Origin of the sequence: Geobacter sp. SVR, assembly GCF_016865365.1 — a bacterium.
GTDB lineage: Bacteria > Desulfobacterota > Desulfuromonadia > Geobacterales > Pseudopelobacteraceae > Pelotalea.
Genome location: NZ_AP024469.1, coordinates 3129829 through 3153091 on the forward strand (window position 1 = coordinate 3129829; position 23263 = coordinate 3153091).

The 23263-nt window shown below is 59.5% G+C and carries 19 protein-coding genes, 1 other RNA gene and 1 riboswitch; of the genes, 2 read left to right on the plus strand and 18 right to left on the minus strand.

Translation table 11 applies throughout. From position 1 onward, the window contains the following. Positions 1 to 140: 140 nt before the first annotated feature. Both ssrA and smpB read right to left on the minus strand, forming a co-directional pair. Positions 141 to 494, minus strand: a transfer-messenger RNA (tmRNA) gene (gene ssrA / locus GSVR_RS14760). Between the two features lie 140 nt (positions 495 to 634). Beyond that, positions 635 to 1096, minus strand: a complete 462-nt coding sequence (gene smpB, locus GSVR_RS14765) for an SsrA-binding protein SmpB (RefSeq protein WP_173202327.1) — start codon at positions 1094 to 1096, stop codon at positions 635 to 637. 203 nt (positions 1097 to 1299) lie between these two features. Continuing rightward, positions 1300 to 1468, plus strand: a riboswitch (M-box (ykoK) riboswitch). Between the two features lie 67 nt (positions 1469 to 1535). Here smpB and GSVR_RS14770 point away from each other — a divergent pair. Together GSVR_RS14770 and GSVR_RS14775 are read left to right on the plus strand one after the other, a co-directional pair. Further along, a complete protein-coding gene (locus GSVR_RS14770; protein ID WP_173202328.1) occupies positions 1536 to 2798 on the plus strand; it encodes a magnesium transporter in 1263 nt (420 codons plus the stop codon). An 18-nt stretch (positions 2799 to 2816) separates the two neighbouring features. After that, positions 2817 to 4115 (plus strand): Nramp family divalent metal transporter, encoded by a 1299-nt coding sequence (locus tag GSVR_RS14775; protein ID WP_173202329.1) that lies wholly within the window; start codon positions 2817 to 2819, stop codon positions 4113 to 4115. An 87-nt stretch (positions 4116 to 4202) separates the two neighbouring features. Here GSVR_RS14775 and GSVR_RS14780 read toward each other — a convergent pair whose 3' ends face one another. The 16 genes from GSVR_RS14780 to GSVR_RS14855 all read right to left on the minus strand — a co-directional run bounded on the left by GSVR_RS14780 (position 4203) and on the right by GSVR_RS14855 (position 23037). Further along, positions 4203 to 4547: a histidine triad nucleotide-binding protein gene (locus GSVR_RS14780; RefSeq protein WP_173202330.1), complete on the minus strand. Its 345-nt coding sequence runs from the start codon at positions 4545 to 4547 to the stop codon at positions 4203 to 4205. Positions 4548 to 4658: 111 nt separating this feature from the next. Next, positions 4659 to 5423, minus strand: a complete 765-nt coding sequence (locus GSVR_RS14785) for a TlyA family RNA methyltransferase (protein ID WP_173202331.1) — start codon at positions 5421 to 5423, stop codon at positions 4659 to 4661. Beyond that, complete coding sequence (gene pyrE, locus GSVR_RS14790; protein WP_173202332.1) at positions 5420 to 5971, minus strand: orotate phosphoribosyltransferase; 552 nt, start codon at positions 5969 to 5971, stop codon at positions 5420 to 5422. The genes GSVR_RS14785 and pyrE overlap by 4 nt, the downstream gene beginning before the upstream one ends. A gap of 1 nt (position 5972) precedes the next feature. Further along, complete coding sequence (gene purF / locus GSVR_RS14795) at positions 5973 to 7391, minus strand: amidophosphoribosyltransferase (protein WP_173202333.1); 1419 nt, start codon at positions 7389 to 7391, stop codon at positions 5973 to 5975. Positions 7392 to 7463: 72 nt separating this feature from the next. Continuing rightward, positions 7464 to 8291: a phosphoribosylformylglycinamidine synthase subunit PurQ gene (locus tag GSVR_RS14800; protein ID WP_173202334.1), complete on the minus strand. Its 828-nt coding sequence runs from the start codon at positions 8289 to 8291 to the stop codon at positions 7464 to 7466. Positions 8292 to 8367: 76 nt separating this feature from the next. Then, positions 8368 to 10215: a DNA helicase RecQ gene (gene recQ, locus GSVR_RS14805; RefSeq protein ID WP_173202335.1), complete on the minus strand. Its 1848-nt coding sequence runs from the start codon at positions 10213 to 10215 to the stop codon at positions 8368 to 8370. Between the two features lie 191 nt (positions 10216 to 10406). Beyond that, a complete protein-coding gene (locus GSVR_RS14810; protein ID WP_173202336.1) occupies positions 10407 to 13397 on the minus strand; it encodes a phosphoribosylformylglycinamidine synthase subunit PurS in 2991 nt (996 codons plus the stop codon). A gap of 85 nt (positions 13398 to 13482) precedes the next feature. Then, entirely contained in the window at positions 13483 to 14586 is a 1104-nt protein-coding gene (locus tag GSVR_RS14815) for a mechanosensitive ion channel family protein (protein ID WP_239077340.1), read from the minus strand. Further along, a complete protein-coding gene (gene purB / locus GSVR_RS14820; RefSeq protein WP_173202337.1) occupies positions 14579 to 15874 on the minus strand; it encodes an adenylosuccinate lyase in 1296 nt (431 codons plus the stop codon). Before purB ends, GSVR_RS14815 begins: the two co-directional genes overlap by 8 nt. Before the next feature lie 164 nt (positions 15875 to 16038). Then, positions 16039 to 16809 (minus strand): MBL fold metallo-hydrolase, encoded by a 771-nt coding sequence (locus tag GSVR_RS14825; protein WP_173202338.1) that lies wholly within the window; start codon positions 16807 to 16809, stop codon positions 16039 to 16041. Positions 16810 to 17028: 219 nt separating this feature from the next. After that, the gene (xerD, locus tag GSVR_RS14830) at positions 17029 to 17916 is read right to left on the minus strand and encodes a site-specific tyrosine recombinase XerD (protein ID WP_173202339.1); all 888 of its coding nucleotides are present in this window, start codon (positions 17914 to 17916) and stop codon (positions 17029 to 17031) included. Beyond that, a complete protein-coding gene (locus tag GSVR_RS14835) occupies positions 17913 to 18692 on the minus strand; it encodes an alpha/beta hydrolase (protein ID WP_239077341.1) in 780 nt (259 codons plus the stop codon). The genes xerD and GSVR_RS14835 overlap by 4 nt, the downstream gene beginning before the upstream one ends. Further along, the gene (locus tag GSVR_RS14840; RefSeq protein ID WP_239077342.1) at positions 18689 to 18940 is read right to left on the minus strand and encodes a hypothetical protein; all 252 of its coding nucleotides are present in this window, start codon (positions 18938 to 18940) and stop codon (positions 18689 to 18691) included. The genes GSVR_RS14835 and GSVR_RS14840 overlap by 4 nt, the downstream gene beginning before the upstream one ends. Positions 18941 to 18973: 33 nt before the next feature. Then, positions 18974 to 19777 carry a metal-dependent hydrolase gene (locus tag GSVR_RS14845; protein WP_173202341.1) on the minus strand — a complete coding sequence of 268 codons (804 nt, stop codon included), beginning with the start codon at positions 19775 to 19777 and terminating at the stop codon, positions 18974 to 18976. Positions 19778 to 19876: 99 nt separating this feature from the next. Then, positions 19877 to 22588: a [protein-PII] uridylyltransferase gene (gene glnD / locus GSVR_RS14850; protein ID WP_173202342.1), complete on the minus strand. Its 2712-nt coding sequence runs from the start codon at positions 22586 to 22588 to the stop codon at positions 19877 to 19879. A 245-nt stretch (positions 22589 to 22833) separates the two neighbouring features. Continuing rightward, positions 22834 to 23037: a hypothetical protein gene (locus tag GSVR_RS14855; protein WP_173202343.1), complete on the minus strand. Its 204-nt coding sequence runs from the start codon at positions 23035 to 23037 to the stop codon at positions 22834 to 22836. Positions 23038 to 23263: the final 226 nt, after the last annotated feature.

A 23263-nucleotide genomic window follows, 5' to 3' on the forward strand; every position in this document is an offset into this window, starting at 1 on the left:
TCCTCACCATAATTTTCTCACAGTGCGGCGATAAAAACAAACACTGCACCCTCTGCTTTGTTCTGCACATCCAGATAAAACAAAAGCCCCTGATCGCTCAGGGGCTGACCTGCATCCGAAACCACAATGGTTTCTTTAATTGGTGGAGGTGGTGGGAGTCGAACCCACGTCCGAAGAACCTACAGTCTGAATTACTACACCGTTAGTCAATTGCTCGATTTAACCGGCCTGCTGCACAATTGACAAAGCAGCAGACCAGCGGTCCCGTTAAATTTCAGGGTGCGCTACGGGCGTTGCGCATCCCAATCCGGTAGTGAATGACGTCCCCGTTGTACCACCGGCATCTTCATTGGGGACGCCTGTTAAGCAGCTAGTGCAACAGGTGTGTAATAATTGTCGGCAATTAAGCCGTTGCAGGTTTATTAAGGTCGGCCACCTGCCCCGACCCGGTGCAACCCAGATTTTCACTTCCCCGTCGAAACCTTTACACCCCCTAAAATCGGTGATTGGGGACCGGGAATCAGGGACCGGTAAAGTCTTTCCTTCCAGTCTCCTGCCACGTCCCTCTTCTCTTGTGACTGACACTAACGTTTCTAACTAACTGGTTTTCCGGTCCCTGGTCCCTGGTCCCTGATCACCGGTCCCTGTTTCTGGACTTGAGCGCCTGCGAAATCTCGCGCTGGGTATCCTTCTTCTTCATGTCTTCCCGCTTGTCATGGTGCTTCTTGCCTTTGCCCAGTCCGATCTCGACTTTGACCAGACCGTTCTTGAAATACAGCCGCAACGGAATGGCGGAGAAGCCCTGCTCCCTGATGCGCCCGTACAGCCTGTCGATCTCCTTGCGGTGCAGCAGCAGCTTGCGCTTGCGATCAGGATCGTGGTTCTGGCGGTTGCCGAATTCGTAATGGGAGATGTTCAGATTGTGGAGAAAGGCTTCGCCGTCGCGCACCATCATGAAGGCATCGCTCAGATTGGCCTTGCCTGCCCTCAGCGACTTGACCTCCGTGCCTTGCAGCACCATGCCCGCTTCCAGCCGGTCTTCGATGAAGTAATCGTGAAAGGCTTTCTTATTTGCACAAATCAGTTTTTCGCTCATTACTCAAAAATGATAGCAGAGATCGTTGAAAAAGGGAATGCCTATGGCAAAATAGCAGTGCCGCCGCCGGCAGAAGTGACCGCCGGACAGGATGTCCGGATGCGACAAGTACACAGAATGTCACCCGGTTTTAACGCAAATTTAACTTTACCCGCCAATCCAATCGATGTATAAACAAGGGTCCCAAACACGTTTTACCACATATAATTCCTCGTTAGCATGAGGCGTTTGCACAAACACAGGCTACTGCCCAGAAACGTCGAAAGACGCCAATGCGGTCCAACAGGTTTTGTCGGCTTAAGGCTTAACCCAATGTAGCTGGTTCACTATCCTACGTTGTGCACTGCCGAAAATCTACCAGGGGGGAAGCGGTGTCCTTGCGTATTTTTTAAGGCCCTTTCTCTCTGAAAGGGCCTTTTGCTTTTTAAGGGTTTCCCGAATGACGACTGAATTCACTGAAATATACCTGAGCGCGGTCATCGGTCGCTCCGTAATCAATAGTAAAGGCGACGAGATCGGCCTTCTGCGCGATCTGATCATGGTGCCGGGCGACGTGTTCCCCGAGGTTTCCCACATAGTGATCAAAGCGCGCAAGGGCATTTTCAGCCTGCCCTGGAACGAAGTGACGCTGTTCACCCATGTGGTGATCTCCGCCAGCAGCGTGAGACCTCCGGGCCTGTCACCGTTCCAGTCCTACCAAGGGGAGATCCTCGTCAAGCGCGACCTGCTCGACAAGCAGATCGTGGATGTGGACGGCGCCAAAGTGGTGCGGGTCAACGACATCAAGCTGGGCAACCTCAATCAGAAGCTGTGCATCTTTTCGGTCGACATCGGCTTTCGCGGCCTGCTCAGACGCCTGGGATACGAGCGTTTCGGCGAGCGCTTCGCCCAGGCCATCCGGCGCGACATCCCCCACAATGAAATCAGCTGGGAATATGTCCAGCCTCTGGAGGCCAACTCGTCCCGTCTGGCACTCAACATCGCCCGGGACCAGATGAACGAACTGCACCCAGCCGACTTGGCCGACATCATCGAAAACATCCCGATCCAGAACATCAAGATGATGCTCGAATCAATGGATGCCGAAACTGCCGGCGAGACGCTGTACGAGTTGGAGCCGGACATGCGCAATGTCGTCATCAGCCAGCTCGATGACGAACAGGTCAGCGACATCCTGGAAGAGATGGAGCCGGACGATGCCGCCGACGTGCTCTCCGACCTTCCGGAGCAGAAGGCCCAGGAACTGCTGCACCTGATGGATCAGGAGGATGCCGAGGATATCCAGGAGTTGCTGGAGCACGAAGAGGACTCGGCTGGCGGCCTGATGACCCCCGAATATTTCCGGCTTGCATCGAACATTTCGGTGGGGCGCGCGCTGGAGCTGCTCAAGGAAGGGGCCGAGGAAGCGGAAACCGTTTATTACGGTTACGTGGTCGACGCAGAGGAGCGCCTGGAAGGGGTCGTATCCCTGAAGACCTTGCTGCTGAGTTCGCCCGATGCACATATCACCGACGTGATGGAGGAAAACGTGAAGTACGTCCACGTTGACTCCGAACCTGAAGACATGCTCGAAATGCTTACCAAGTACGACCTGATCGCGCTGCCGGTCCTGGACGAGGAGGACCGTATGGCGGGCATCGTCACGGTCGACGACGTGCTGGCCCACTACCTGCCGCTGATTCTCAAAAACAGGCGCAGATAACCATCAAAGGCTTTTCCCATGTTCACCGGTATTTCCCTGTTCAAATTATTCAGGCCCTTCAAGAGCGTAAACGCCAAGAACATCATGCTGTTCCTGGCGATTCTCGGACCGGGCATCATCACCGCCAACGTAGACAACGATGCCGGCGGCATAACCACCTATTCCCTGGCTGCGGCCAACTACGGCTATGCCATCCTCTGGCCGATGATCCCCACCACCATTGCGCTGGTGGTGATCCAGGAGATGTGCGCCCGGATGGGAGCCGTGACCGGCAAGGGACTCTCGGACCTGATTCGGGAATCCTTCGGCGTCAAGGTCACCTTTTACGTCATGATCGCGCTGCTGTTGACCAACATGGGCAACTCGATCTCCGAGTTCGCCGGTATAGCCGCCAGCCTGGAGATCTTCGGCATCAGCAAGTACCTGTCGGTGCCGCTGGCCGCCATCTGCGTCTGGCTGCTGATCGTCAAGGGCTCCTACAAGACCGTGGAAAAGGTCTTCCTGGTGGCCTGCATGGTCTACGTGGCCTACCCCATCGCCGCCTTTATCGCCGGACCGAACTGGGACGTGGTGCTCAAGTCCACGGTTGTGCCTTCCTTCAAATCAGACAGTGCCTATCTGATGACGCTGATCGGTATCATCGGGACCACCATCGCCCCCTGGATGCAGTTCTACCAGCAGTCGGCCGTGGTTGAGAAAGGCATCACCGCCGAACAGTACGGTTTTACGCGGCTGGATGTGATCATCGGCTGCATCCTGGCAATCGTGGTGGCCTTCTTCATGATGGTAGCCTGCGCCTCCACCATCCATCTCCATGGCCTCAAGATCGAGACCGCCGCGGATGCCGCCATGGCCCTGAAGCCGCTGGTCGGCCAGCATGCCTCGGCCCTGTTCGCCTTTGGACTGTTCAACGCCTCGCTCTTCGGTGCCTGCATCCTGCCGCTTTCCACCGCCTTTTACATTTGCGAGGGCATGGGCTGGGAATCGGGAGTGGACAATGATTTCGAACAAGCCCCCCAGTTTTTCTGGCTCTTCACCGTGATCATCGCCATCAGCGCCGGGCTGATCCTGATACCCAACGCCCCGCTGCTGCAGATCATGTTCCTGTCCCAGGTGGTCAACGGCGCCGTGCTCCCCTTTGTGCTGATCTTCATGCTGCTGCTGATCAACGACAAAAACCTGATGGGCCGCTATGTCAACGGCCCGATCTTTAACATCATCGCCTGGCTGACGGTGGTGATCATGATCATTTTGACGCTCGTCATGACCACTGACATGGCCATTCCCGGTCTGGTCAAGCGCCTGCTCGCCTTCTGATCCGACAACCCCGCAACAAAAAAGGCCCCTCGGGAACTTCGGGGGGCCTTTTTTGTTGCGATATGCGAAGACAGTACGGTCTGCCGTTTAGCCCGGAGGCCAGCCCAGCTCGCGTCCTGCCAGCAGGTGGACATGCAGGTGAAACACCGACTGCCCGGCCAGTTCGCCGTTGTTCTGCACCAGACGGAAGCCGCTGTCGGCCACCCCTTTTTCCCGGGCGATTTCCCCCGCCTTCCTGAAGATGTAACCGACGAGTTCGTCATGGCTGTCGGCCATGTCGAGGCAGTTGGAAAAATGTACTTTGGGAATGAACAGCAGATGCAGCGGCGCCTTGGGGCCGATATCCTCGATCACCAGCAGGCGATCGTCCTCGAATACCTTCTTAGAGGGGATTTCATTGCGGATGATCTTGCAGAATATGCAATTCTCCATGTCAGCCTCCTTCAAAACATCAAATTAACTCCCCCCTCATATCCTGAGGGGAACACATGATCGGGGTATTGTCTGAAATTCCTACAACAGCCCGCCGGAGCGTCCCTCCCCTTAAACTAAGGGAAGGACAGGAGGGGTTAAAGGCACCTGCAGCAGTATCAGAAATTCCCGGTTTCCGTCGGCACCGGTGATGGGTGAATCGCACAGGCCTGCCACGCTCAATCCTAATTCCGCCGCAACCTGCCTAACCCCTTCGACGGCCTTTTCGTGGGCGGCCGGATCTCTCACAATGCCCCCCTTGCCCACCTCGCCCTTCCCTACCTCGAACTGCGGCTTGATCAGGGCAACGATCCTGCCCCCGGGCTTGACCAGCGCCACCGTGGCCGGCAGCACCTTGGAGAGCGAGATGAAGGAGGCGTCGATCACCGCCAGATCCGGCATCCCGTCCAGTTGATCCGGCGTCAGGTAGCGGATGTTGGTTTTCTCCATGCTGACCACGCGCGGGTCCTGCTGGAGTTTCCAGGCCAGTTGGCCGTAGCCGACATCCACCGCGAATACGCGGTCCGCCCCTGCCTGCAGCAGGCAATCGGTGAAACCGCCGGTGGAGGCACCCACATCGATCGCCACCAGCCCCCTCACATCGAGCTCGAAGCATTCCAGAGCCCGTTGCAGCTTCAGTCCGCCACGGCTGACAAAGGGGAGGATTTCACCCTTGATGCGGATCTCGACATCGGCCGGCACCTGTTGGCCGGCCTTGTCGACAGTGTGCTCACCCACCACCACTTGACCGGCCATGATCAGTGCCTGAGCCTTTTCCCGCGAAGGGGCCAGTCCCCGTTCCACCAGCAGCTTGTCGAGGCGTTGTTTCGAGGTCATCCACCTACCAGTTCGGATTTGGTAAAGATCGCCTTCAGCCAGTATCCTTCGGCTTCGATATTCTCCCGGCCACCCTCTTCACGGTCGACCAGGGTGACGATGCCGAGCACTTTCAGTCCCTCTTCCTCGGCCCGGCGTACCGCCTTCATGGAGGAACCGCCGGTGGTGACGACATCTTCCACGATTACCACGCCCGTGCCGGCCGGCAGATTCTTGCGCCCCTCCAGCCATTGGCCGGTGCCGTGCCCCTTGGGCTCCTTGCGGATGATAAAGGCGTGCATGCTCTTGCCGTCCAGATGGGCGGCAATGGAGGTGGCGGTGGCGATCGGGTCGGCTCCCAGAGTGATGCCGCCGACCGCTTCCACCCCTGCAACGTCCTTGATGGCTTCATAGAACAGCTTGCCGGCCAGAAAGCCCCCTTCAGCGTGCAGGGTGGTCTGTTTGCCGTCGAAGTAGAAATCGCTCTCGCGTCCCGAAGCCAGCTTGACCAGCCGCTTTTCGTAGGACAGCTGCAGGATGATCTGTTTGAGTTTATCGCGGTCCGTCATGTTATGTGTGCTCCTCCTCGAATAGTCCCATCTGCGGTGCCGCCACAGGCTTGGGGAATGCAACCGGATACTCTCCGGCAAAACAGGCTTTGCAGAAATTGGTGTTGCTCACCCCGACAGACTTGATCAGCCCCTCCTCGGACAGGTAGCCGAGCGAATCGGCGGTGATGTAGCGGCAGATCTCTTCAATGGTGTGAGAAGAGGAGATCAGCTCCTTGCGATTGGGGGTATCGATACCGTAGTAGCAGGGGTAGCTGGTGGGAGGAGACGAGATGCGCATGTGCACCTCCTTGGCCCCGGCATTGCGCACCATCTTGACGATCTTGCGTGAGGTGGTGCCCCGTACGATTGAGTCGTCGATCACCACCACCCGCTTGCCTTCCAGGATCTCGCGCACCGGGTTGAGCTTGATCTTGACCCCGAAATGGCGGATGGACTGGGCTGGTTCAATGAAGGTGCGCCCCACGTAGTGGTTGCGGATCAGCCCCAGCTCGAAGGGAATGCCAGCCTGCTCGGCATAGCCCATGGCAGCCGGAACGCCCGAGTCGGGCACGGCGATCACCACATCGGCGTCCACGGCATATTCGCGCGCCAACTGCCGCCCCAGCTCCTTGCGGACCATGTAGACATTCTTGCCGAAGATGTAGGAATCGGGCCGAGCGAAATAGACGAACTCGAAAATGCAGGGGGTCGGATCGATCTTCTTGAACGGAAACATGGACTCGATCTGGCCGTCCTTGCCGCAGATGATCATCTCGCCCGGTTCGATCTCGCGCACGAACTGCGCTTCGATCAGGTCCAGGGCACAGCTTTCCGAAGCCACCACCCAGGCATCGCCCAATTTGCCCAGACAGAGCGGCCTGAAGCCGTTCGGATCGCGTACCGCGATCATGCGGCTTTCAGTCAGAAACAGCAGGCAGTAGGCCCCCTGGATGCGCTTGAGCGCCTCGACGATGCGCTCCACCAGCGAATTGGTGCGGGCGATGGCCAGCAGGTGGATGATGATCTCGGTGTCCATGGTGGTCTGGAAGATCGAGCCGTAGGCTTCCAACTCGGCCTTGAGCAGCTGGGCATTCACCAGGTTGCCGTTATGGGCCACTGCGATGGAGCCGCGCGAATAATCGACCATGATCGGCTGTACATTCTTTTCGACAGACGCTCCGGCGGTGGAATAACGCACGTGGCCGATGGCCGAACGCCCCGGCAGTTTTTTGAAGACCTCCTGGTTGCCGAAAACATCGGCCACCAGTCCCATGCGCTTATGGGCATGCAAGGTGGCACCGTCGGAGGAGACGATACCGCAGCTCTCCTGGCCGCGATGCTGCAGGGCATACAGACCGAGATAGGTGAGATTGGAGGCCTCGGGGTGATTGTAAACGCCGAATACGCCGCATTCTTCATGGGGACGATGTAAGTTCATATGGTGTGAACTCTCCTTATGCTTTGAACGAAAAATCTGCCACAGAGACACCGGGGCACAGAGCGGCAGGTGTTACATAAGATTCTTCCGCGCATACTCCGCTGCGTTCCGATACAGGATCAGACCATCTCCCTCTTCGGGCAGCTGTTCCCGCGTCCAGCGCGGGTGCTGGGTGTAATGGACAAAGGCCTCGGGATGCGGCATCAGCCCCATCAGGCGTCCGGTGGGGTCGCAGACCCCGGCGATGGCGTTATGGGAGCCGTTGGGATTGGCGGGAAATTCCATTGTCGGCGCGGCATAATCGGGGCCGGAGTATTTGAACACCGCCAAGTGCGCCGCTTCGATCCGCTCCAGGGTCGCGGCGGTATCGCACATGAACTTTCCTTCACCGTGCCGCATGGGCAGATAGATGCCCTTGTCGATGCCTTGCGTGAAGATGGAGGGAGAGGCGGGATCGACCTTGAGATAGGTCCAACGGTCCTGGAAGCGGCCGCATTCGTTGTGGGTCAGAGTGACCGATTGGCTCAGGTAGTCGCCATCAAAACCGGGCAGCATTCCCATCTTGACCATCAATTGGAAGCCGTTGCAGACCCCCAGGATCAGCTTGCCGTCAGCGATGAAGCGGGTGAACTGCTCTACCAGTTTCTCGCCGCTGCCTGCCACGGCAGCATGCTTGAGCCGGTTGGCCTGTGCCTTGGCGCTCCCCAGGTCGTCGCCGTCGAGGAAGCCTCCGGTCAGGTTGAGGAAATGAAAGTCATCCAGCCTGACCTCCCCGGAAAGAATTTCGGCGATATGGGCGATGACCGCCTCGTCAAAGCCCCCCAGGCGGCAGGCATGGGCCGCTTCCATCTCGCAGTTGGTGCCGTTGCCGGTTATGACTATCGCTCGTGTTGGTGCCATATGATTGCCCTTCTCCTTGTTGTCGTGAAACTATTATTTTACAAAATAAAGCGTGACGCTGTCCGTTAGAATATATTTAAGCATACATGTCTTCGGGCGGTCCATCCGCCTGTTCTGCAAGGCGGTCAATAACCCGGTCGTGCCGGCCGATGACTGCCAGAAAAGGGGCACCATAGGTACGTAGCTTGTAGTCCCCTACCCCGCCGATCAGCCGCAGTTCGCGTTCGTCCCGCGGCCGGGCCGTGGCCATGGCCACCAGCGTCGCATCGGAGAAGACCACGAAAGGGGGCACGGAGGCCGCGTCGGCAATCTGTTTGCGCAAGGCCCGCAGCTCATCGAACAGGGCACGGTCGGCCTCTCCGACCGTTGCGCCGCGCCGGGCCGGTTTCTCCTTGGCAACCTCAGCGTTACGTGGCAGGCCGAGCGTGACGTGGGCTTCCCCTTTGAGCAGCGGACGTGCCAGCGGTGAAAGCGTCAAGGCGCCGAAACGGGTAAAATCCTGCACCAGGTAGCCCAGGTGGATCAACTGACGGATGATGTTGTCCCACTCGGCTGCGGAGAGATCGGCGCCGATGCCGTAGGTGGAAAGCCGGTTGTGCCCCAGATCGAGTATGCGCTGTCCCTGGCTCCCCCGAAGGACATCGATCACATGCCTGGCGCCGAAGCGCTCACCGACACGATACACGCAGGAGAGCACCTTCCGGGCCGCTTCGGTGGCATCAAAGCGCTGCGGCGGCTCGACACAGATGTCGCAATTGCCGCAATCATGCGTGCGGCTCTCGCCGAAATAAGCCAGCAGCGCCCGTCGCCGACAGGTCAGGGCTTCGGAATAAGCGACCATGGCATTCAGCTTTTGCAGCTCGATCCGGATCCGCTCGGCATTGTCGCTGTTGTTGATCAGCGCCCGGGCGGTCATGACATCACCCATGCCGAACAGCATCAGCGCCTCGGAGGGCAGGCCATCGCGGCCGGCGCGGCCGGTTTCCTGGTAGTAGCTCTCCACGCTCTTGGGCATGTCGTAGTGCACTACGAAGCGCACGTTGGGCTTGTCGATGCCCATGCCGAAGGCCACCGTTGCCACGACGATCCGCAGGTCGTCGCGTCGGAAGGCGTCCTGCACCCGGTGGCGCTCGGTGTCCGACAGGCCGGCATGATAGGCGGCAGCGGCAAAACCGGCCGCGCAGAGACGCTCGGCCACCTGCTCGACCCGATTGCGGCTCAGGGCGTAGACAATGCCCGCTTCATCGCGCCGCCCCTTCAGGAACGCCTCCAGCTGCGCCATGGGCTTGTGTTTGGGCATGACCGTATAGCTAATGTTGGGGCGATCGAAACCGGCCACATGGACCCGCGCCTGCTGGATGTCCAACTGCCGGGTGATGTCGTTGCGGGTCTCGGGATCGGCCGTGGCGGTCATGGCCACGATCGGCACGTCGGGGAACAGACTGCGCAGCCTGCCGATCTGGACATAATCCGGACGGAAATCGTGGCCCCACTGGGAGATGCAGTGCGCCTCGTCAATGGCGAACAGTGCCAGCTTCAGGGTTCCCAGGCGTTCCAGAAACTCCGGCAGCATCAGCCGCTCCGGAGCCACATACAGCAGATCCAGTTCTCCCGCATCCAGCTGCTGCGAGACACGGCGCGCCTCCTGGGCGGAGAGCGAGGAATTGTAGCAGGCCGCCCGCACGCCGTTGGCAATCAGGGCATCCACCTGATCCTTCATCAGCGAGATCAGGGGCGATACGACGATCGCCAGCCCCTCGCGGTGCAGGGCCGGGATCTGGTAACAGAGCGACTTACCTCCCCCGGTCGGCATGACCAGAAAGACATCCTCGCCGGCCAGCACCTGCTCAATCACCTCCTGCTGGGGGGCACGGAATTCGTGGAAGCCGAAGACGGTTCTTAAGGTTTCCTTGATGGTGACCATAGTTTCAAAATCCTTTCACCACAGAGGACACAGAGGAACACAGAGAGAAAGCACCATCCATTTTACAAGGAAACACAGGATTAATGGGATGAATCCAAGCCGTGTCAGAATAAAGCCTACGTATCTTGTCTATCCCTGTTTAGTTTTCCTCTGATTTCTTCCGTATCCTCCGTGGTGAAGGCTTTGGGGTGTTACAGTTCCCGCAGCGTCTTCTGCCACGCTTCCTTCAGCTCCGCCAGTTCCGCCTTGACCACGGAGCCACCGGCGAGTCCCGTTACAACCAGAGCCTGCTCCTCAGTCACTACACCGATGGAGGCGAAGCAGTTGCCGCTCATGACGGCCTCGAACTGCTCGCGCTGTTCGGGATGCACGGTAACCAGGTGGCGCGAAGCCGATTCGGAAAACAGCAGCGCTGCATCGGTTTTACCCGCCGTATCCCCTTTCCAGAGCACACGGGAGAGATCGACAGTCATGCCGAAGCCGCCGGCAAAGGCCGCTTCCGCCGCAGCCACCGCCAGTCCGCCGTCGGACAGGTCGTGACAGGAGGCCACCAGCCCCTGCACGACTGCCTGGTGGTAGGCCTGGTAGCGCTTGTAGGCACGACCGGTATCGACCTGGGGCACCGTGTTGCCGATGGCTCCCTTGAGCGCCAGATATTCCGAGCCACCCAGTTCGTCGCCGGTCTTGCCCAACAGATAGACGATGTCCCCCGAACGCTTGACATCCAGAGTCACCGCCTTGCGGGCGTCCTCGATCTTGCCGATCACCGAGAAGAGCAGTGTCGGAGGGATCGAGATCTTGACGGCGCCGTCGTAGAAGTCGTTCTTCATGGAGTCCTTGCCGGAGATCAGCGGCAGGTTGTAGGCCATGCAGATGTCGTAGAGCGCCTGGTTGGAGCGCACCAGCTGGGCCATCTTGTAGGGACCGTCCGGGGTCTTGTCCGACAGGACCGGGTCGCACCAGCAGAAGTTGTCCAGGCCGGCCACCAGCTCCAGCGAGCCCCCCACGGCAACGTAGTTGCGCAGCGCCTCGTCAATGGCGTTGGCGGTCATATGGTAGGTGTCGATGTCGGAATAACGCGGGCAGATGCCGTGAGCCGTCACCACCCCTTCGAAGGAGTCCAGGATCGGCCGCACCACGGCCGCATCGGAGGGACCATCGTTATTGACCCCCACGAAGGGCTTGACTACCGAGCCCCCCTGAACCTCATGGTCGTAGCGCCGCACCACCGATTCTTTGGAACAGATGTTCAACGAGGACAGCAACTGCTGCAGATCGCCGGTGTAGTCAGATTTCTGTTCCACAACCGGTTCCGCGTGCTGCGGCGGAGTCCACTTGGCCGGCAGTTGCATGGGGGGCAGCCCCTCATGCATGAAGTCCATCGGCAGCCAGGCCACGGTGCGGTCGTTGTACAGGATGTGGAACACGCCGCTATCAGTGAACTCGCCCAGCAGGGTTGCCTCCACGCCGAAACGTTTGGCCATGGCCATGAATTCGTCGATCTTCTGCGGCGGCACGGCCAGGGACATGCGTTCCTGGGCCTCGGAGATCAGGATTTCCCATGGGTTGAGGCCGGGGTATTTCAGCGGCGCTTTGGCCAGGTCCATGCGGCAGCCGCCGCACTCGCCGGACATCTCGCCGATGGAGGAGGAGAGCCCACCGGCGCCGTTATCGGTGATGAAACGGTAGAGCCCCTTGTCACGGGCCCGGATCAGGAAGTCGAACATGCGCTTCTGGGTGATGGGATCGCCGATCTGTACCGCCGTGACCGGCGAGTTCTCGTTCAATTCCTCCGACGAAAAGGTGGCGCCATGGATGCCGTCCTTGCCGATGCGGCCACCGGTCATCACGATCAGGTCACCCGGCTGGATGGACTTCTCATGCCCGGGCTGACCGTTCAGCTCGGCCGGCATCAGACCGGCCGTGCCGCAGAAGACCAGGGGCTTGCCGGCAAAACGGTCGTCAAACACCAGCGAGCCGTTGACAGTCGGAATGCCGCTCTTGTTACCGCCGTGCTCGACACCTTCCACCACCCCTTCGTAGATCCGGCGCGGATGCAGCAGGCGGCTGGGGAGCGGCTTTTTATAGAACGGATCGGCAAAGCAGAACACGTCGGTGTTGAAGATCAGCTTGGAACCCTGGCCGGTGCCGAACGGGTCGCGGTTGACCCCCACGATGCCGGTCAAGGCCCCGCCGTAGGGGTCCAGCGCCGACGGAGAGTTGTGGGTTTCGACCTTGAAGACCAGCGAATAGTCGTCGTTGAAGCGGATCACCCCGGCGTTGTCCTTGAAGACCGACAGGCAGAAATCACGCTCCCCCAATTTTTCGCGCACATCCTTGGTAGTACGCTGGATGAAGGACTTGAACAGGGACTTGATCTCCTGTTTGTTACCCTGCTCGTCCTCATACTGCACCGTGCCTGCAAAGATCTTGTGCTTGCAGTGCTCGGACCAGGTCTGGGCCAGGCACTCCAGCTCCACGTCGGTCGGTTTGGCGCCCAGGCCGACCTTGGCACGCACAGCCACTACCTGCGGGTCGCGGTAATGCGCCTGGATGATACGCATCTCTTCCAGGGTCAGGGCCAGCACCCCTTCCTTGCTGATGCGCAGCAGCTCATCGTCGGAAACATTCAGGTCGATTTCCTTGACCTCGGCCTTAACCTCGACCTGTACCTTGGGCACCACCGGCGGAAAGCCGCGCTTGGCCATGAACTCCGCCGCCGAAAGCACGCTGTAGCGTTGGATCAGAGTATTGCAGAGCAGGCCGGTGGCAATTTTTTCCACGTCAGCGGCAGCAAGCTGCCCCTTCAACAGATACTGCACCGCATAGAAGGCCCCTTGCCCCTCGCCAAAAGGGCGGCCGGTCAGATACTCGATCGCCTCGCGGGCGGTACGGCCGACATTGTCGGTTACGCCGGGGCGGAAGCCGACCTCCACGGCATAGTCGAATCCTGCGGCCAGGGGCCTGTCGAGGCTCCAGGTCTGGATGACCGGATCACTGAAGGGGCCGTTGGCCGCCTGTTCCAGTTCAGTCTGCGACAGGTCGGCATCGACGGTATAGACGTCGATGGTGCGCACTTCCTCCACCGGCAGGTTCAGAAAATGCTCGATCTCACGCTTGATCCGCTCGCCGCGGGCGTCGCGAACGCCTTCTTTCAGGGCTATTTCAATTCTGTTGGACATGGTGTCTTCCTTTGGTTTATCGCTTCACGAGAGCCCATCAGAGCTCTTGTTCGGAACTCGTCTGTCTTTCTTCCGACGGATAAGATTATCGGGGCTGCTCCACCATTTTATCCACGATCACGGTGCGGACCGGGAACGGAATCTCGATGCGCTCCTCACGGAAACGTCTGAGAATGGCGCTGTTCAACTGGTCGGTGACCCGGCCCAGGGCTGCCGGATCATTGACCCAGAAAAGGAGCAGCATAGTGAGCGCGCTGTCGCCGAAGGCGGTGAAGAGCGCCACGGGAGCCGGATCAGGCAGCACTTCGGGATTCCCCTGCGCAATCTCCAGCAGGAGTGCTTTGACCCGCTCCACATCGCTGTTGTAGCCGACGCCAAGGGTGATGCGCCCCTGGCTCACGGCAGTGGGACGCATCATGTTGATCACGGTGGAATTGCACAGATCGGAGTTGGGAATGACCAGCACCGTGCTGTCGAGCCCCTGGATCTTGGTGGATCGCAGGCCGATGTCGATCACATCCCCCACCTGGCCGCCCGCCAGCCTGATCCGGTCGCCGATGTGGAAGGGCTGATCCAGCATCAGGGTGAAGCCGGAGATCATATGGGCCAGGGTGTCCTTGGCAGCCAGACCGATAGCTAGAGAGCCGATCCCCAGGGCGGTGATGATCGAGAAGATGTCGTAGTTGAAGTGCTTGAGGATGATGATCAGGGCGGCGCCCATCAGGAACAGCAGGGCAATCTTTTCGGCAATGGGAAGCATGTGCCGGGAAATCAGTGCCTCGTCAGCCTGCCGCCGCCCCAGGTACCACTGCAGCAGCTCGTCCAGGGCATGGTAGACCAGGTTGAAGAGGATCACTACCAGCGCCACGAACAACACGCCGGAGATCACGATTACGACCTTTTCGTGGAGCGGCAGCGAGCGGACAGCCAGGTAGAAACCGAGCATGTTCAGCAGCCGTGAGACATGCGGGATACTGCGCTGCAGTATCCGGTCGTCCAGGTCGGTAGAGGTGAAGGCGGTCAGTTTCCGGCCCCACTTTTCCAGCACCATGCCGGCCATCTGGCTCAGCATCCAGAAGAAGGACAGGATCAGCAGCGCTCCCAGAATCTCTTTGGCCCAGAACAGCACCGCGCCGTCGCTGTCCTCGGGGCGCAGCAGCCCCTGAATGAAATCTGAAAGGTTATTCACCGAAAACCCTCTTGAAGATAGTGTCGACGTGTTTGAGATGGTAATTGAGATCAAAGGACTCGCGAATCTTGGCCTCTCCCAGCGCCCCGACAACGTCCTGGTCAGCCAGGAGTTCGGTCAGGAAATCCTTGCCCTCTTCCCAGACCTTCATGGCGTTGCGCTGCACCAGGCGGTAGGAATCCTCCCGTGATACGCCGGCCTGGGTCAGGTCCAGCAGGATCTTCTGGGAGAAGACCAGTCCCTTCATCTGGTTCAGGTTCTTGAGCATGTTCTCGGGATAGACCACCAGGTTGCGGATCAGGCCGCTCAGTCTGCGCAGGGAGAAGTCCAGGGCCACGGTGGCATCCGGCCCGATGTAGCGCTCCACCGAAGAATGGGAGATGTCCCGCTCGTGCCACAGGGCCACGTTCTCCAGGGCCGGGATGCACATGGAGCGGACATAACGGGCCTGACCGGTCAGGTTTTCGGACAGGATCGGGTTGCGCTTGTGCGGCATGGCCGAAGAGCCCTTCTGCCCCTTGGTGAACTGCTCTTCCGCCTCCAGCACCTCGGTGCGCTGCAGGTGACGGATCTCCACGGCGATGCGTTCCATGGAGGAGGCGATGATCGAGAGGGCGCAGAAGTACTCGGCATGCCGGTCGCGGGGGATGACCTGAGTCGAGACCGGCTCGGGCTTGAGCCCCATCTGCTTGCAGACGTATTCCTCCACAAAGGGGTCGATATTGGCGAAGGTGCCGACAGCGCCGGAAATGGCGCCGGTGGCGATATTCTCGCGGGCAGCGGCCAGGCGGACCCGATTACGCTGCATCTCGGCATACCAGCCGGCCAATTTCAGGCCGAAGGTGACCGGCTCGGCATGAATGCCGTGGGAGCGCCCCATGCAGACCGTATGCTTGTGCTCCAGAGCCCGCACCCTGATCGAATCGAGCACCATGTCCAGGTCGGCCAGCAGTTCGTCGGCAGCCTGCACCAGCTGCACCGACAAACAGGTATCCAACACGTCCGAGGAGGTCATGCCCTGATGGATGAAGCGCGCCTCAGGACCGACATACTCGGCCACCGAGGTCAGAAAGGCGATCACGTCATGCTTGACCTCGGCCTCGATGGCGTCGATACGGGCGATGTCGAAGTTGCCCTTCTCGCGAATGACCGGCACCGCCTCCTTGGGGATCACCCCCAGTTCGGCCTGGGCCTCGCAGGCCAGGGTTTCGATTTCGAGCCAGATGCGAAAGCGGTTTTCGGGTTCCCAGATTTTTGCCATGTCGGGACGGGTATAGCGTGAAATCATGCACAACTCCTCAATAATTGAATTCAAAACAAAAGCTTCACCACAGAAAACACAGAGGCAGTCAAAGTCGAAGACGAAAAAACAGGTTATTGATAAAAATGATTTCGCCTTGTCCTTGTTTTCTTGTTTTCCTCTGTGTCCCCAGTGGTGAGTAAACTTTGATTCTAGATTTCCAGCACCGCGCTGGCCTTATACTGGTCGCCGATCACCACCGACGGTGCGCAAATGTTCTGGTCGGCCAGAAAGGATCGAGTGGTCGCCACCACATGATCGGGGTGATTGTTAACCTCCGACAGATGGGCCATAACCAATGCCTCCAGGCCGTCGTGGGCCAGCTCGTGCAGGAGTTCCAGCGACTCGACATTGGAAAGATGACCGTGGCGCGACTTGATGCGTTGTTTCAGCTCCCAGGGATAGGGGCCGTTCATCAGCATCTCCACGTCGTGATTCGATTCCAGGTTCAGGCAGCGGCAGCCGCGCAGCTTCTCCATGACCAGACGGGTGACCACCCCCAGGTCGGTGGCGGAACCGCAGCATCCCTCCCGGGATTCGAGGACATAGCCGACCGGATCGCAGGCGTCATGGGTAATCGGGAAAGGATCGATGCGGAGGTCCCTGAAGGAGAATGCGCTGCCCGATTCGAATTCGAGCACCTGCGTCTTTTTGAAGTAATGCTCGGCCTTGCGGCGCACCAGGTGGCTGGCGACCACCGGCACCTTGAACTTGCGCGCAAACGAACCGGCACTGCGGATATGGTCGATATGCTCATGAGTGACTAGCACCGCATGGACGCCAACAGGATCGAGCCCGCAGCCCTCCATGCGCAGTACGGTCTCGCGCAGCGACATGCCTGCATCGATCAGCACGCGGGTTTCGCCGGTCTCCACATAGAGACAATTTCCCTTGCTGCCGCTGGCCAGCGAACAGATTTTCACACAGGCTCCAAAGATTCGTCGGTTGTCAGGAAATGGCCCCACATCGGGACTAAATAAGCGGGATTACAGCCTGTTATGTAAACGCGCAACGGCGCATATGCGGCTCAATGGAAGCCCTAATTTATACAGGAACAGCGACCGAGTTTCAAGGCTAATGATACCGATCCTGCTGCGCTGCCGATTCGGGAGGGGACGAGAATATGCGGGCGGCAGCATCGATCAGCCCCGGGGATGGATCTGCTGGTGCATTTTCTTCAGCCGCTCCAAGGTGACATGGGTGTAGATCTGTGTGGTGGAAAGATCGGCGTGCCCCAGCATGATCTGGACGCTGCGAAGGTCGGCACCGTTTTCCAGCAGATGTGTGGCAAAGGAGTGCCGCAGGGTGTGGGGGGAGATGTTCTTGCGGATGCCGGCCTGGTAGGAGCGCTTCTTGACGATGTTCCAGAAGGCTTGGCGGCTCATGGCGTCCCCCAGGCGCGAAAGAAACAGGAACGGGTTCCGGCTGGCCGGGTCGAGCCGGCCACGCACCTGCGCCAAATAGACGGCCACCTTTTCACAGGCCGATTCGCCGATCGGCACCAACCGTTCCTTGTTGCCCTTGCCGATTGTCAGCAGATACCCGGCATCAAGATTCACCTCCCGCAGCCGGAGGCTGACCAGCTCGGACACCCGCAGCCCGGTAGCGTACAACAGCTCCAGCATGGCCAGGTCGCGCACCTCTTCCTGCTTGTGCCCGGCGCAAACGGCAAAGAGGGCATCCACCTCGGCGGAACTCAGAAACTCGGGCAGCTTGTGCAGCGTGCGGGGGGACTCGATGATCGAGGCCGGGTTGCGGTCGGCATAGTTCTCGATCATCAGGAATTTGTGAAACATGCGGATCGACGACAGACAGCGGGCTCGGCTGCGGGGACCGAGCCCCTGCTCCTTGAGGCATCCCAGGAACGCGGCGATCTCTGCGGCACCGACAACGGCAGGGGTGGTGCATCCTTTTTTTTCGAGGAAATCCAGGTAGCGGGCCAGATCCCGGCTGTAGGCCTCCCGGGTATTGGCGGAAAGCCCCTTTTCCACGGTCAGGTAGCTGATGAACAGGTCCAGATAGTCGTTCATTGGCTGGTGCCCGCCACCTGTCCGATCAGTGCTCCCACGGCCGAGAAGTAGGCGTCGTGATTGGCCGTTAGAATGGTGTTATGATCGCCGAGCTCGAAAATCAGCAGCCGCTTGGGGGGATTGGCCCAGACAAACAGGCGTTCGGCATGGTCCACCGACACAAGGTCATCGTCGCGGGTATGCATCACCAGCACCTGACCGCTGAAGGCGGCGATCTTCCCGCGCTGGTTGAGACAACGGTCCACCGTGGCCAGCAGCTCCTCCGGTGTGGCCCCCACCTGGTGCGGCTCGACCCGTACCAGGATCCTTTCCAGCGGATCGGCCAGGCCGCTCTCCACGATCAGGCCGGCAGCCTGCGGATAGAGGGCAGCACCGTGCAGGGCATAAAGCGAGCCGAGCGAGCGGCCGAAAAAGATGATCCGCTCCGGCGGCACGCCGCTGGCTGCGACAATCAGCGGCACATCGTCCAGCATGGCGGCCAGGACCGGTGTGCCGCTGGACATGCCGTAGCCTCGGTATTCGGCTAGCAGCAGGTTGGCTCCCAGGGCGCAGACAGCCTGCTCGAACCCCCCCAGGTAATCGGCCACGCTCTCGCCGTTGCCGTGAAAATGGATGATGGTGGGGAGATCGTCGGATATCTTCAGGTAGCGGCAACCAAGACGGAAACCATCCCCTTCGACGAAAAAAGGCCCCTCGAAGCGATTCGGCCAGGGGTAGAAATAGCGGGCAGAGAGCTCGGGATGATCCAGCAACGGGTCGCGCATGGATGTTCTCATGGTTCCGGCTCCTCCAGCAGCTGCCATTCGGCATAGCCGGGCTTGCGGTCCGGCACATGCCGTCCCCTAAGAGCGACTCGGCTGGTCAGCGGACCGGTCTTGATCGCGGTATAGGCCCGCACCACAGCGGCCACGGTGGCCTCCTGCAGGGTGATGGTGGTGCCGTCCGCCAGATGCAAAGTGGTGCGCAAATGACGGTGTCCCTCCGGGATCTCCGCCACAACTCCGATCACCTCTTCGTTTCTCACTATGCGTGCTCCCACAGTCACGCTCGACTCAGCTCATTTCCACACCAGCGTCTCCCCCACCTTCATCTGTCGCATCGTCTTGCCGAGCTTCAGCTTGTCCAATTCCACCTTGAACTGCTGGGGCGTGCCGGTCAGGGCCGGGAAGGTGCCGAAGTGCATCGGTACTGCCATGCGGGGGCGGATCAGCTTGACCGCCTGGGCAGCCAGGCGCGGTCCCATGGTGAACTTGTCGCCGATACAAACCATCATCAGGTCCACGCTGCCGGACAAAAGCGCCATGTCGTTGAACAGGTCGGTATCGCCGGTGTGGTAGATGCGGGGCCCGTTTTTGACCGAAATCAGAAAGCCCCCCGGCTGACCGGCATAGACCGGTCCTTTTTCGGTATCCATGCTGCCGCCGTGCACTGCCGGGACAAAGCGCACCGACACCTCGCCGTCAAGCAGAGGGATTTCGCCGCCGAAGCTGCCGGTCAGGGCGCGGTCGGCCTGCTTTTCCGGAAAACCGGCATAGCTGACCATGGCTTTCATCAAGTCAAAGGTGGCCACCAGCTTGGCTCCGGTCCGTTTGGCTATTTCTACCGTATTGCCGATATGGTCGCCATGCCCGTGGGTCAGCAGGATCAGGTCCACCCGGTTGAGCGACTCCAGATCCTTCTGGCCATTGGGATTGGCCGGATTCACAATCCAGGGATCGATCAGCACGACTTTCCCGGCCGGCGTCGTAACCCGGAAAGCGGACTGGCCGAACCAGGTAATTTCGGTCGGGCCGGCCATGGCGACACCGTACAGACAGAGGGACAGCAGCACAGCAGCGACGACCAGCGAAAATCTCTTCATGATGCACCTCCCTTGGAATGTTGTTCTGATCTTTGTTTGCCGCCCCGTGATGCGGTACTGTCCGAGTTGCCCTGCAGAGCAGCGGCAACTGAATCCAGGTCAGACCCACTCGTCGATGGCAGCGATCATGCGCCCCTTGATCTCTTCGAGCTTGCCTTCGTCGGTGATCTTCTGCCCGAAAATGTCGCGCACGTAGAAGACGTCCGCCACCTGATCGACCTTGGTCGAGATCTTGGACACGCCGATGTAGAGCCCCATGTGGGTCAGGGTGCTGGTTATCAGGTACAGCAGGCCGACCTTGTCGTGGGTGTAGATGTCGATGACGGTGTAGTCCTCGGAGACTTCGTTATCGAACTCGATCCGGGTCGGGAAACGGGGAGCCGGCCGGGCTGTCAGGAGCGAGGGGCGCTGCCGCTTTTCCACCAGCAGGGCCACATCGGCCTCTCCATGGATCACCCGACGCATGTCATTCTGCACCTTCTGCCAGCGCTGTTCATCAACGATCAGTTCACCGTGGGGGGAGTTGACCTGCAGGATGTCCAGCACCTTGCCGTTGCGGCAGGTATTGATCTGGGCACCCAGGATGTTGACGCCGTTGGCCGCCATCACTCCGGTGATGCGGGAAAACAGCCCCGGCATATCGGGGGTGCAGATGGTGAACTCGGAGTAGCCGTTTTCCGGGCGGTGAACCACCTGCATCAGGATGTCTGACCGCTCCAGCCCCATCAGCGTGCGGACATGTTCGGAAATCAGCGGGACATTGTTGGACAGGAGCAGCCGCACCGGCATGGCCTTGAGCTCGGCCTGCACCTTGGCAGGCGGAAATTCGTCCTTCAACAGCTCCGTTACCTTGCGCATGACGCCTTTGACCCGCTCGCTGCTTGCCTCCAGGCGGAAATCGCCCCGTTCCAGCACGTTGAAGGCCTTTTCGTACAGTTCCTGGAACAGAAGCGCCTTCCAGCTTGTCCAGACGTCGGAACCGACCGCCCGGACATCGGCTACGGTCAGCAGAAAGAGCATCTTCAGATTTTCACTGGTTTCCATCTGGCGGGCGAACTGGATAATCATCCGCTCGTCGTTCAGGTCACGGCGCTGGGAGATGTGGGCAAAGAGCAGGTGCTGGCGAACAAGGAATGCCAGGCGTTCGCTGTCTTCCCGGGAAAGACCGAGCCGGCGGCAGATGGACGGGATCATGGCCGCACCCTTCTCGGCATGGCCTCCGCCGGCCCCTTTGCCAATGTCATGGAACAGGACCGACAGCACCAGCAGCTCGCGTTTTCCGACCTGGGCCGCGATCTCGCAGGGGAACGGCAGTTCCTTTTTCAGGTCGTTGTTCAGCATCCGCTCGGTCTCTTCCACGGCGAACAGGGTATGAATGTCAACGGTGTAGATGTGATACAGGTCGTGCTGCACCTTGCAGTAGATGTGCTCCATCTCGGGGATGTAGTTGTTGAGGAACTCCAGGTGGTGCATCCTGCGCAAGGCTTCGGCCACACCTTTGGTCGAGCTCAGGATGTTGAGGAAGGACTGGCTGACGTCGCGGTTGCGGCGGAATTTGTCGTTGACCAGGTGCAGGTTTTTGCGGACCAGCCCCTTGACGCGGACATTCAGGGTCACGCCGTGCTTCTGGGCCAGCTCGAAGATCCGCATCAGCACCACCGGATTCTTTTCCACCACCGTTTCGTCCGGAACGATCAGCTCACCCTTGAGCACGAAACAGCCATCCCCCACCGGCCGCCGCACGAAGTAGCCCAGGATCTTCAGAGCCCCTTCGTCCCGCCAGACGCAGCGCGAAACCAGGCTGGAAGAAAAATGCTCCACCCGGTTGGCATGGCGGTAGTAATCCCGCATGAAATCTTCCACCGCCAGCACCCGGTCCCGGTCCTGATATCCCAGGAATCCGGCCAGATGGACCTGGGCATCGAAGGTCAACTGGTCGTTCTTGCGTCCGCTGAAGTAATGCAGTTCGTTGCGGATACGCCACAGGTAATCGAGAGCGGCATAATAGGTTTCCAGCTCATCTTCGCTGAGAATGCCTTTGATGATCAGTTCCTTGGGATAGTTGAACTTGTACTTGACCCGCGCTACCCACATGGCGGTCTGCAGGTCGCGCAGCCCACCTTCCCCTTCCTTCAGGTTGGGCTCCAGGAGATACACGGTCGAGCCGTACTTTTCACGCCGCACCTTCAGCTCGGACATCTTCTCCTTGATGAACTTGTCGCTGGACTTGGGTAGAATCTGGGTGAAGATAACCTTGTGCAGCGCTTCGTACAGCTGCCGGCTACCGTTCAGGTAACGCACGTCCATCAGGGCGGTCTTGACCGTGTTGTCTGCAGCGGCCATCTCGACGCAATCGGCAATGACACGTACCGAATACCCCACATCCAGCCGCATGTCCCACAGGAAGTAGAGCAGTTTCTGGGCGATGTCCTCCACCTGGGAAACCGGCATGCTGCCGTCATGCAGGAACATGATGTCGATGTCTGAGTAGGGGTTGAGTTCTCCCCGCCCGTAACCGCCGACAGCCACCAGTGCCACGTGTTCCATGGCTGCGCGGCTGCTGTCGATATCGTCCAGAATCGACAGAAACAGCTTGTTGACCAGTTCGTCGATCATGTCGCACAAAAGGTGCGTAATTTCGGTGCCCGAGGCGCCCCCTTGATGCACCGTGCGGATCTCTTCTCGATAATGGCTGAGAAAATTCTTGCAGCCGGAGAGGTACAGCGGACGTTTCTCCTCGAATCCGGCCATTCCGGCATCCCCGACGGCATGAATATCGTCGGGGAAATATGGGTCGACATAGAATTGCATGCGGCTGCCCCCCTGATCTGTCCAGTAGAATAGTCTTATCCTACGAATTCACAGGTCAAGGCAACCGTTTTTTGGACCGGGACTGCCAGCTCCGCTTCTCTGGTAACCTGCTGTCTGGCAGGAATATTCCTGTCAGGCGGGAATTATTCCTGTCCGACAGGAAAGCCCCGCCTCCATACCGGAGAGCGGGGCTTGAATACGGCGGCGGAAAAAAGGAGCGCCAGCGGCGGGGAGGAGTCTGGAGCTTAAGCATGTCTCCTGCCCTGCGACAACACGCCGGACCTGCGGCAGCCGCAGATTCGCACCGTCAGGAACAGCATGGAGAAACCGAGCAGCACCCTTACGAACATCCCGCTGAAGCCATCCAGTATGCCGGTCCCGGAGAGCAGCCACGTCAGGATTCCTATCACTACCAGAACAGCGAAAACGGCGATGAGTTCCTTTTGCATGATCCACCTCCTGACAATAGGTTGATGCCCATAAAAAGCATAAGCCATGCCAGGGAATTGTCCACCAAGTGCGGCGAAGATCGGGCCTCCTCGCGAACTGGCACCTTGCACCAGATCGCGGCCAGCGCCCCAGCCGACAGCCGGCTGCTGTCGATTACCTGGACAGCGTCGCCTGCCAGCCGGCAAAGGTGATGCCCCGTGTGACGCGGATGCTGTCCAGCGTGCG

What these genes read in the sequence shown, in the direction of transcription:
- smpB (WP_173202327.1), bottom strand. Translation starts at nt 1,096, where the DNA reads ATGAGCGAAAAACTGATTTGTGCAAATAAGAAAGCCTTTCACGATTAC.
- GSVR_RS14770 (WP_173202328.1), top strand. Translation starts at nt 1,536, where the DNA reads ATGACGACTGAATTCACTGAAATATACCTGAGCGCGGTCATCGGTCGC.
- GSVR_RS14775 (WP_173202329.1), top strand. Translation starts at nt 2,817, where the DNA reads ATGTTCACCGGTATTTCCCTGTTCAAATTATTCAGGCCCTTCAAGAGC.
- GSVR_RS14780 (WP_173202330.1), bottom strand. Translation starts at nt 4,547, where the DNA reads ATGGAGAATTGCATATTCTGCAAGATCATCCGCAATGAAATCCCCTCT.
- GSVR_RS14785 (WP_173202331.1), bottom strand. Translation starts at nt 5,423, where the DNA reads ATGACCTCGAAACAACGCCTCGACAAGCTGCTGGTGGAACGGGGACTG.
- pyrE (WP_173202332.1), bottom strand. Translation starts at nt 5,971, where the DNA reads ATGACGGACCGCGATAAACTCAAACAGATCATCCTGCAGCTGTCCTAC.
- purF (WP_173202333.1), bottom strand. Translation starts at nt 7,391, where the DNA reads ATGAACTTACATCGTCCCCATGAAGAATGCGGCGTATTCGGCGTTTAC.
- GSVR_RS14800 (WP_173202334.1), bottom strand. Translation starts at nt 8,291, where the DNA reads ATGGCACCAACACGAGCGATAGTCATAACCGGCAACGGCACCAACTGC.
- recQ (WP_173202335.1), bottom strand. Translation starts at nt 10,215, where the DNA reads ATGGTCACCATCAAGGAAACCTTAAGAACCGTCTTCGGCTTCCACGAA.
- GSVR_RS14810 (WP_173202336.1), bottom strand. Translation starts at nt 13,397, where the DNA reads ATGTCCAACAGAATTGAAATAGCCCTGAAAGAAGGCGTTCGCGACGCC.
- purB (WP_173202337.1), bottom strand. Translation starts at nt 15,874, where the DNA reads ATGATTTCACGCTATACCCGTCCCGACATGGCAAAAATCTGGGAACCC.
- xerD (WP_173202339.1), bottom strand. Translation starts at nt 17,916, where the DNA reads ATGAACGACTATCTGGACCTGTTCATCAGCTACCTGACCGTGGAAAAG.
- GSVR_RS14835 (WP_239077341.1), bottom strand. Translation starts at nt 18,692, where the DNA reads ATGAGAACATCCATGCGCGACCCGTTGCTGGATCATCCCGAGCTCTCT.
- GSVR_RS14845 (WP_173202341.1), bottom strand. Translation starts at nt 19,777, where the DNA reads ATGAAGAGATTTTCGCTGGTCGTCGCTGCTGTGCTGCTGTCCCTCTGT.
- glnD (WP_173202342.1), bottom strand. Translation starts at nt 22,588, where the DNA reads ATGCAATTCTATGTCGACCCATATTTCCCCGACGATATTCATGCCGTC.
- GSVR_RS14855 (WP_173202343.1), bottom strand. Translation starts at nt 23,037, where the DNA reads ATGCAAAAGGAACTCATCGCCGTTTTCGCTGTTCTGGTAGTGATAGGA.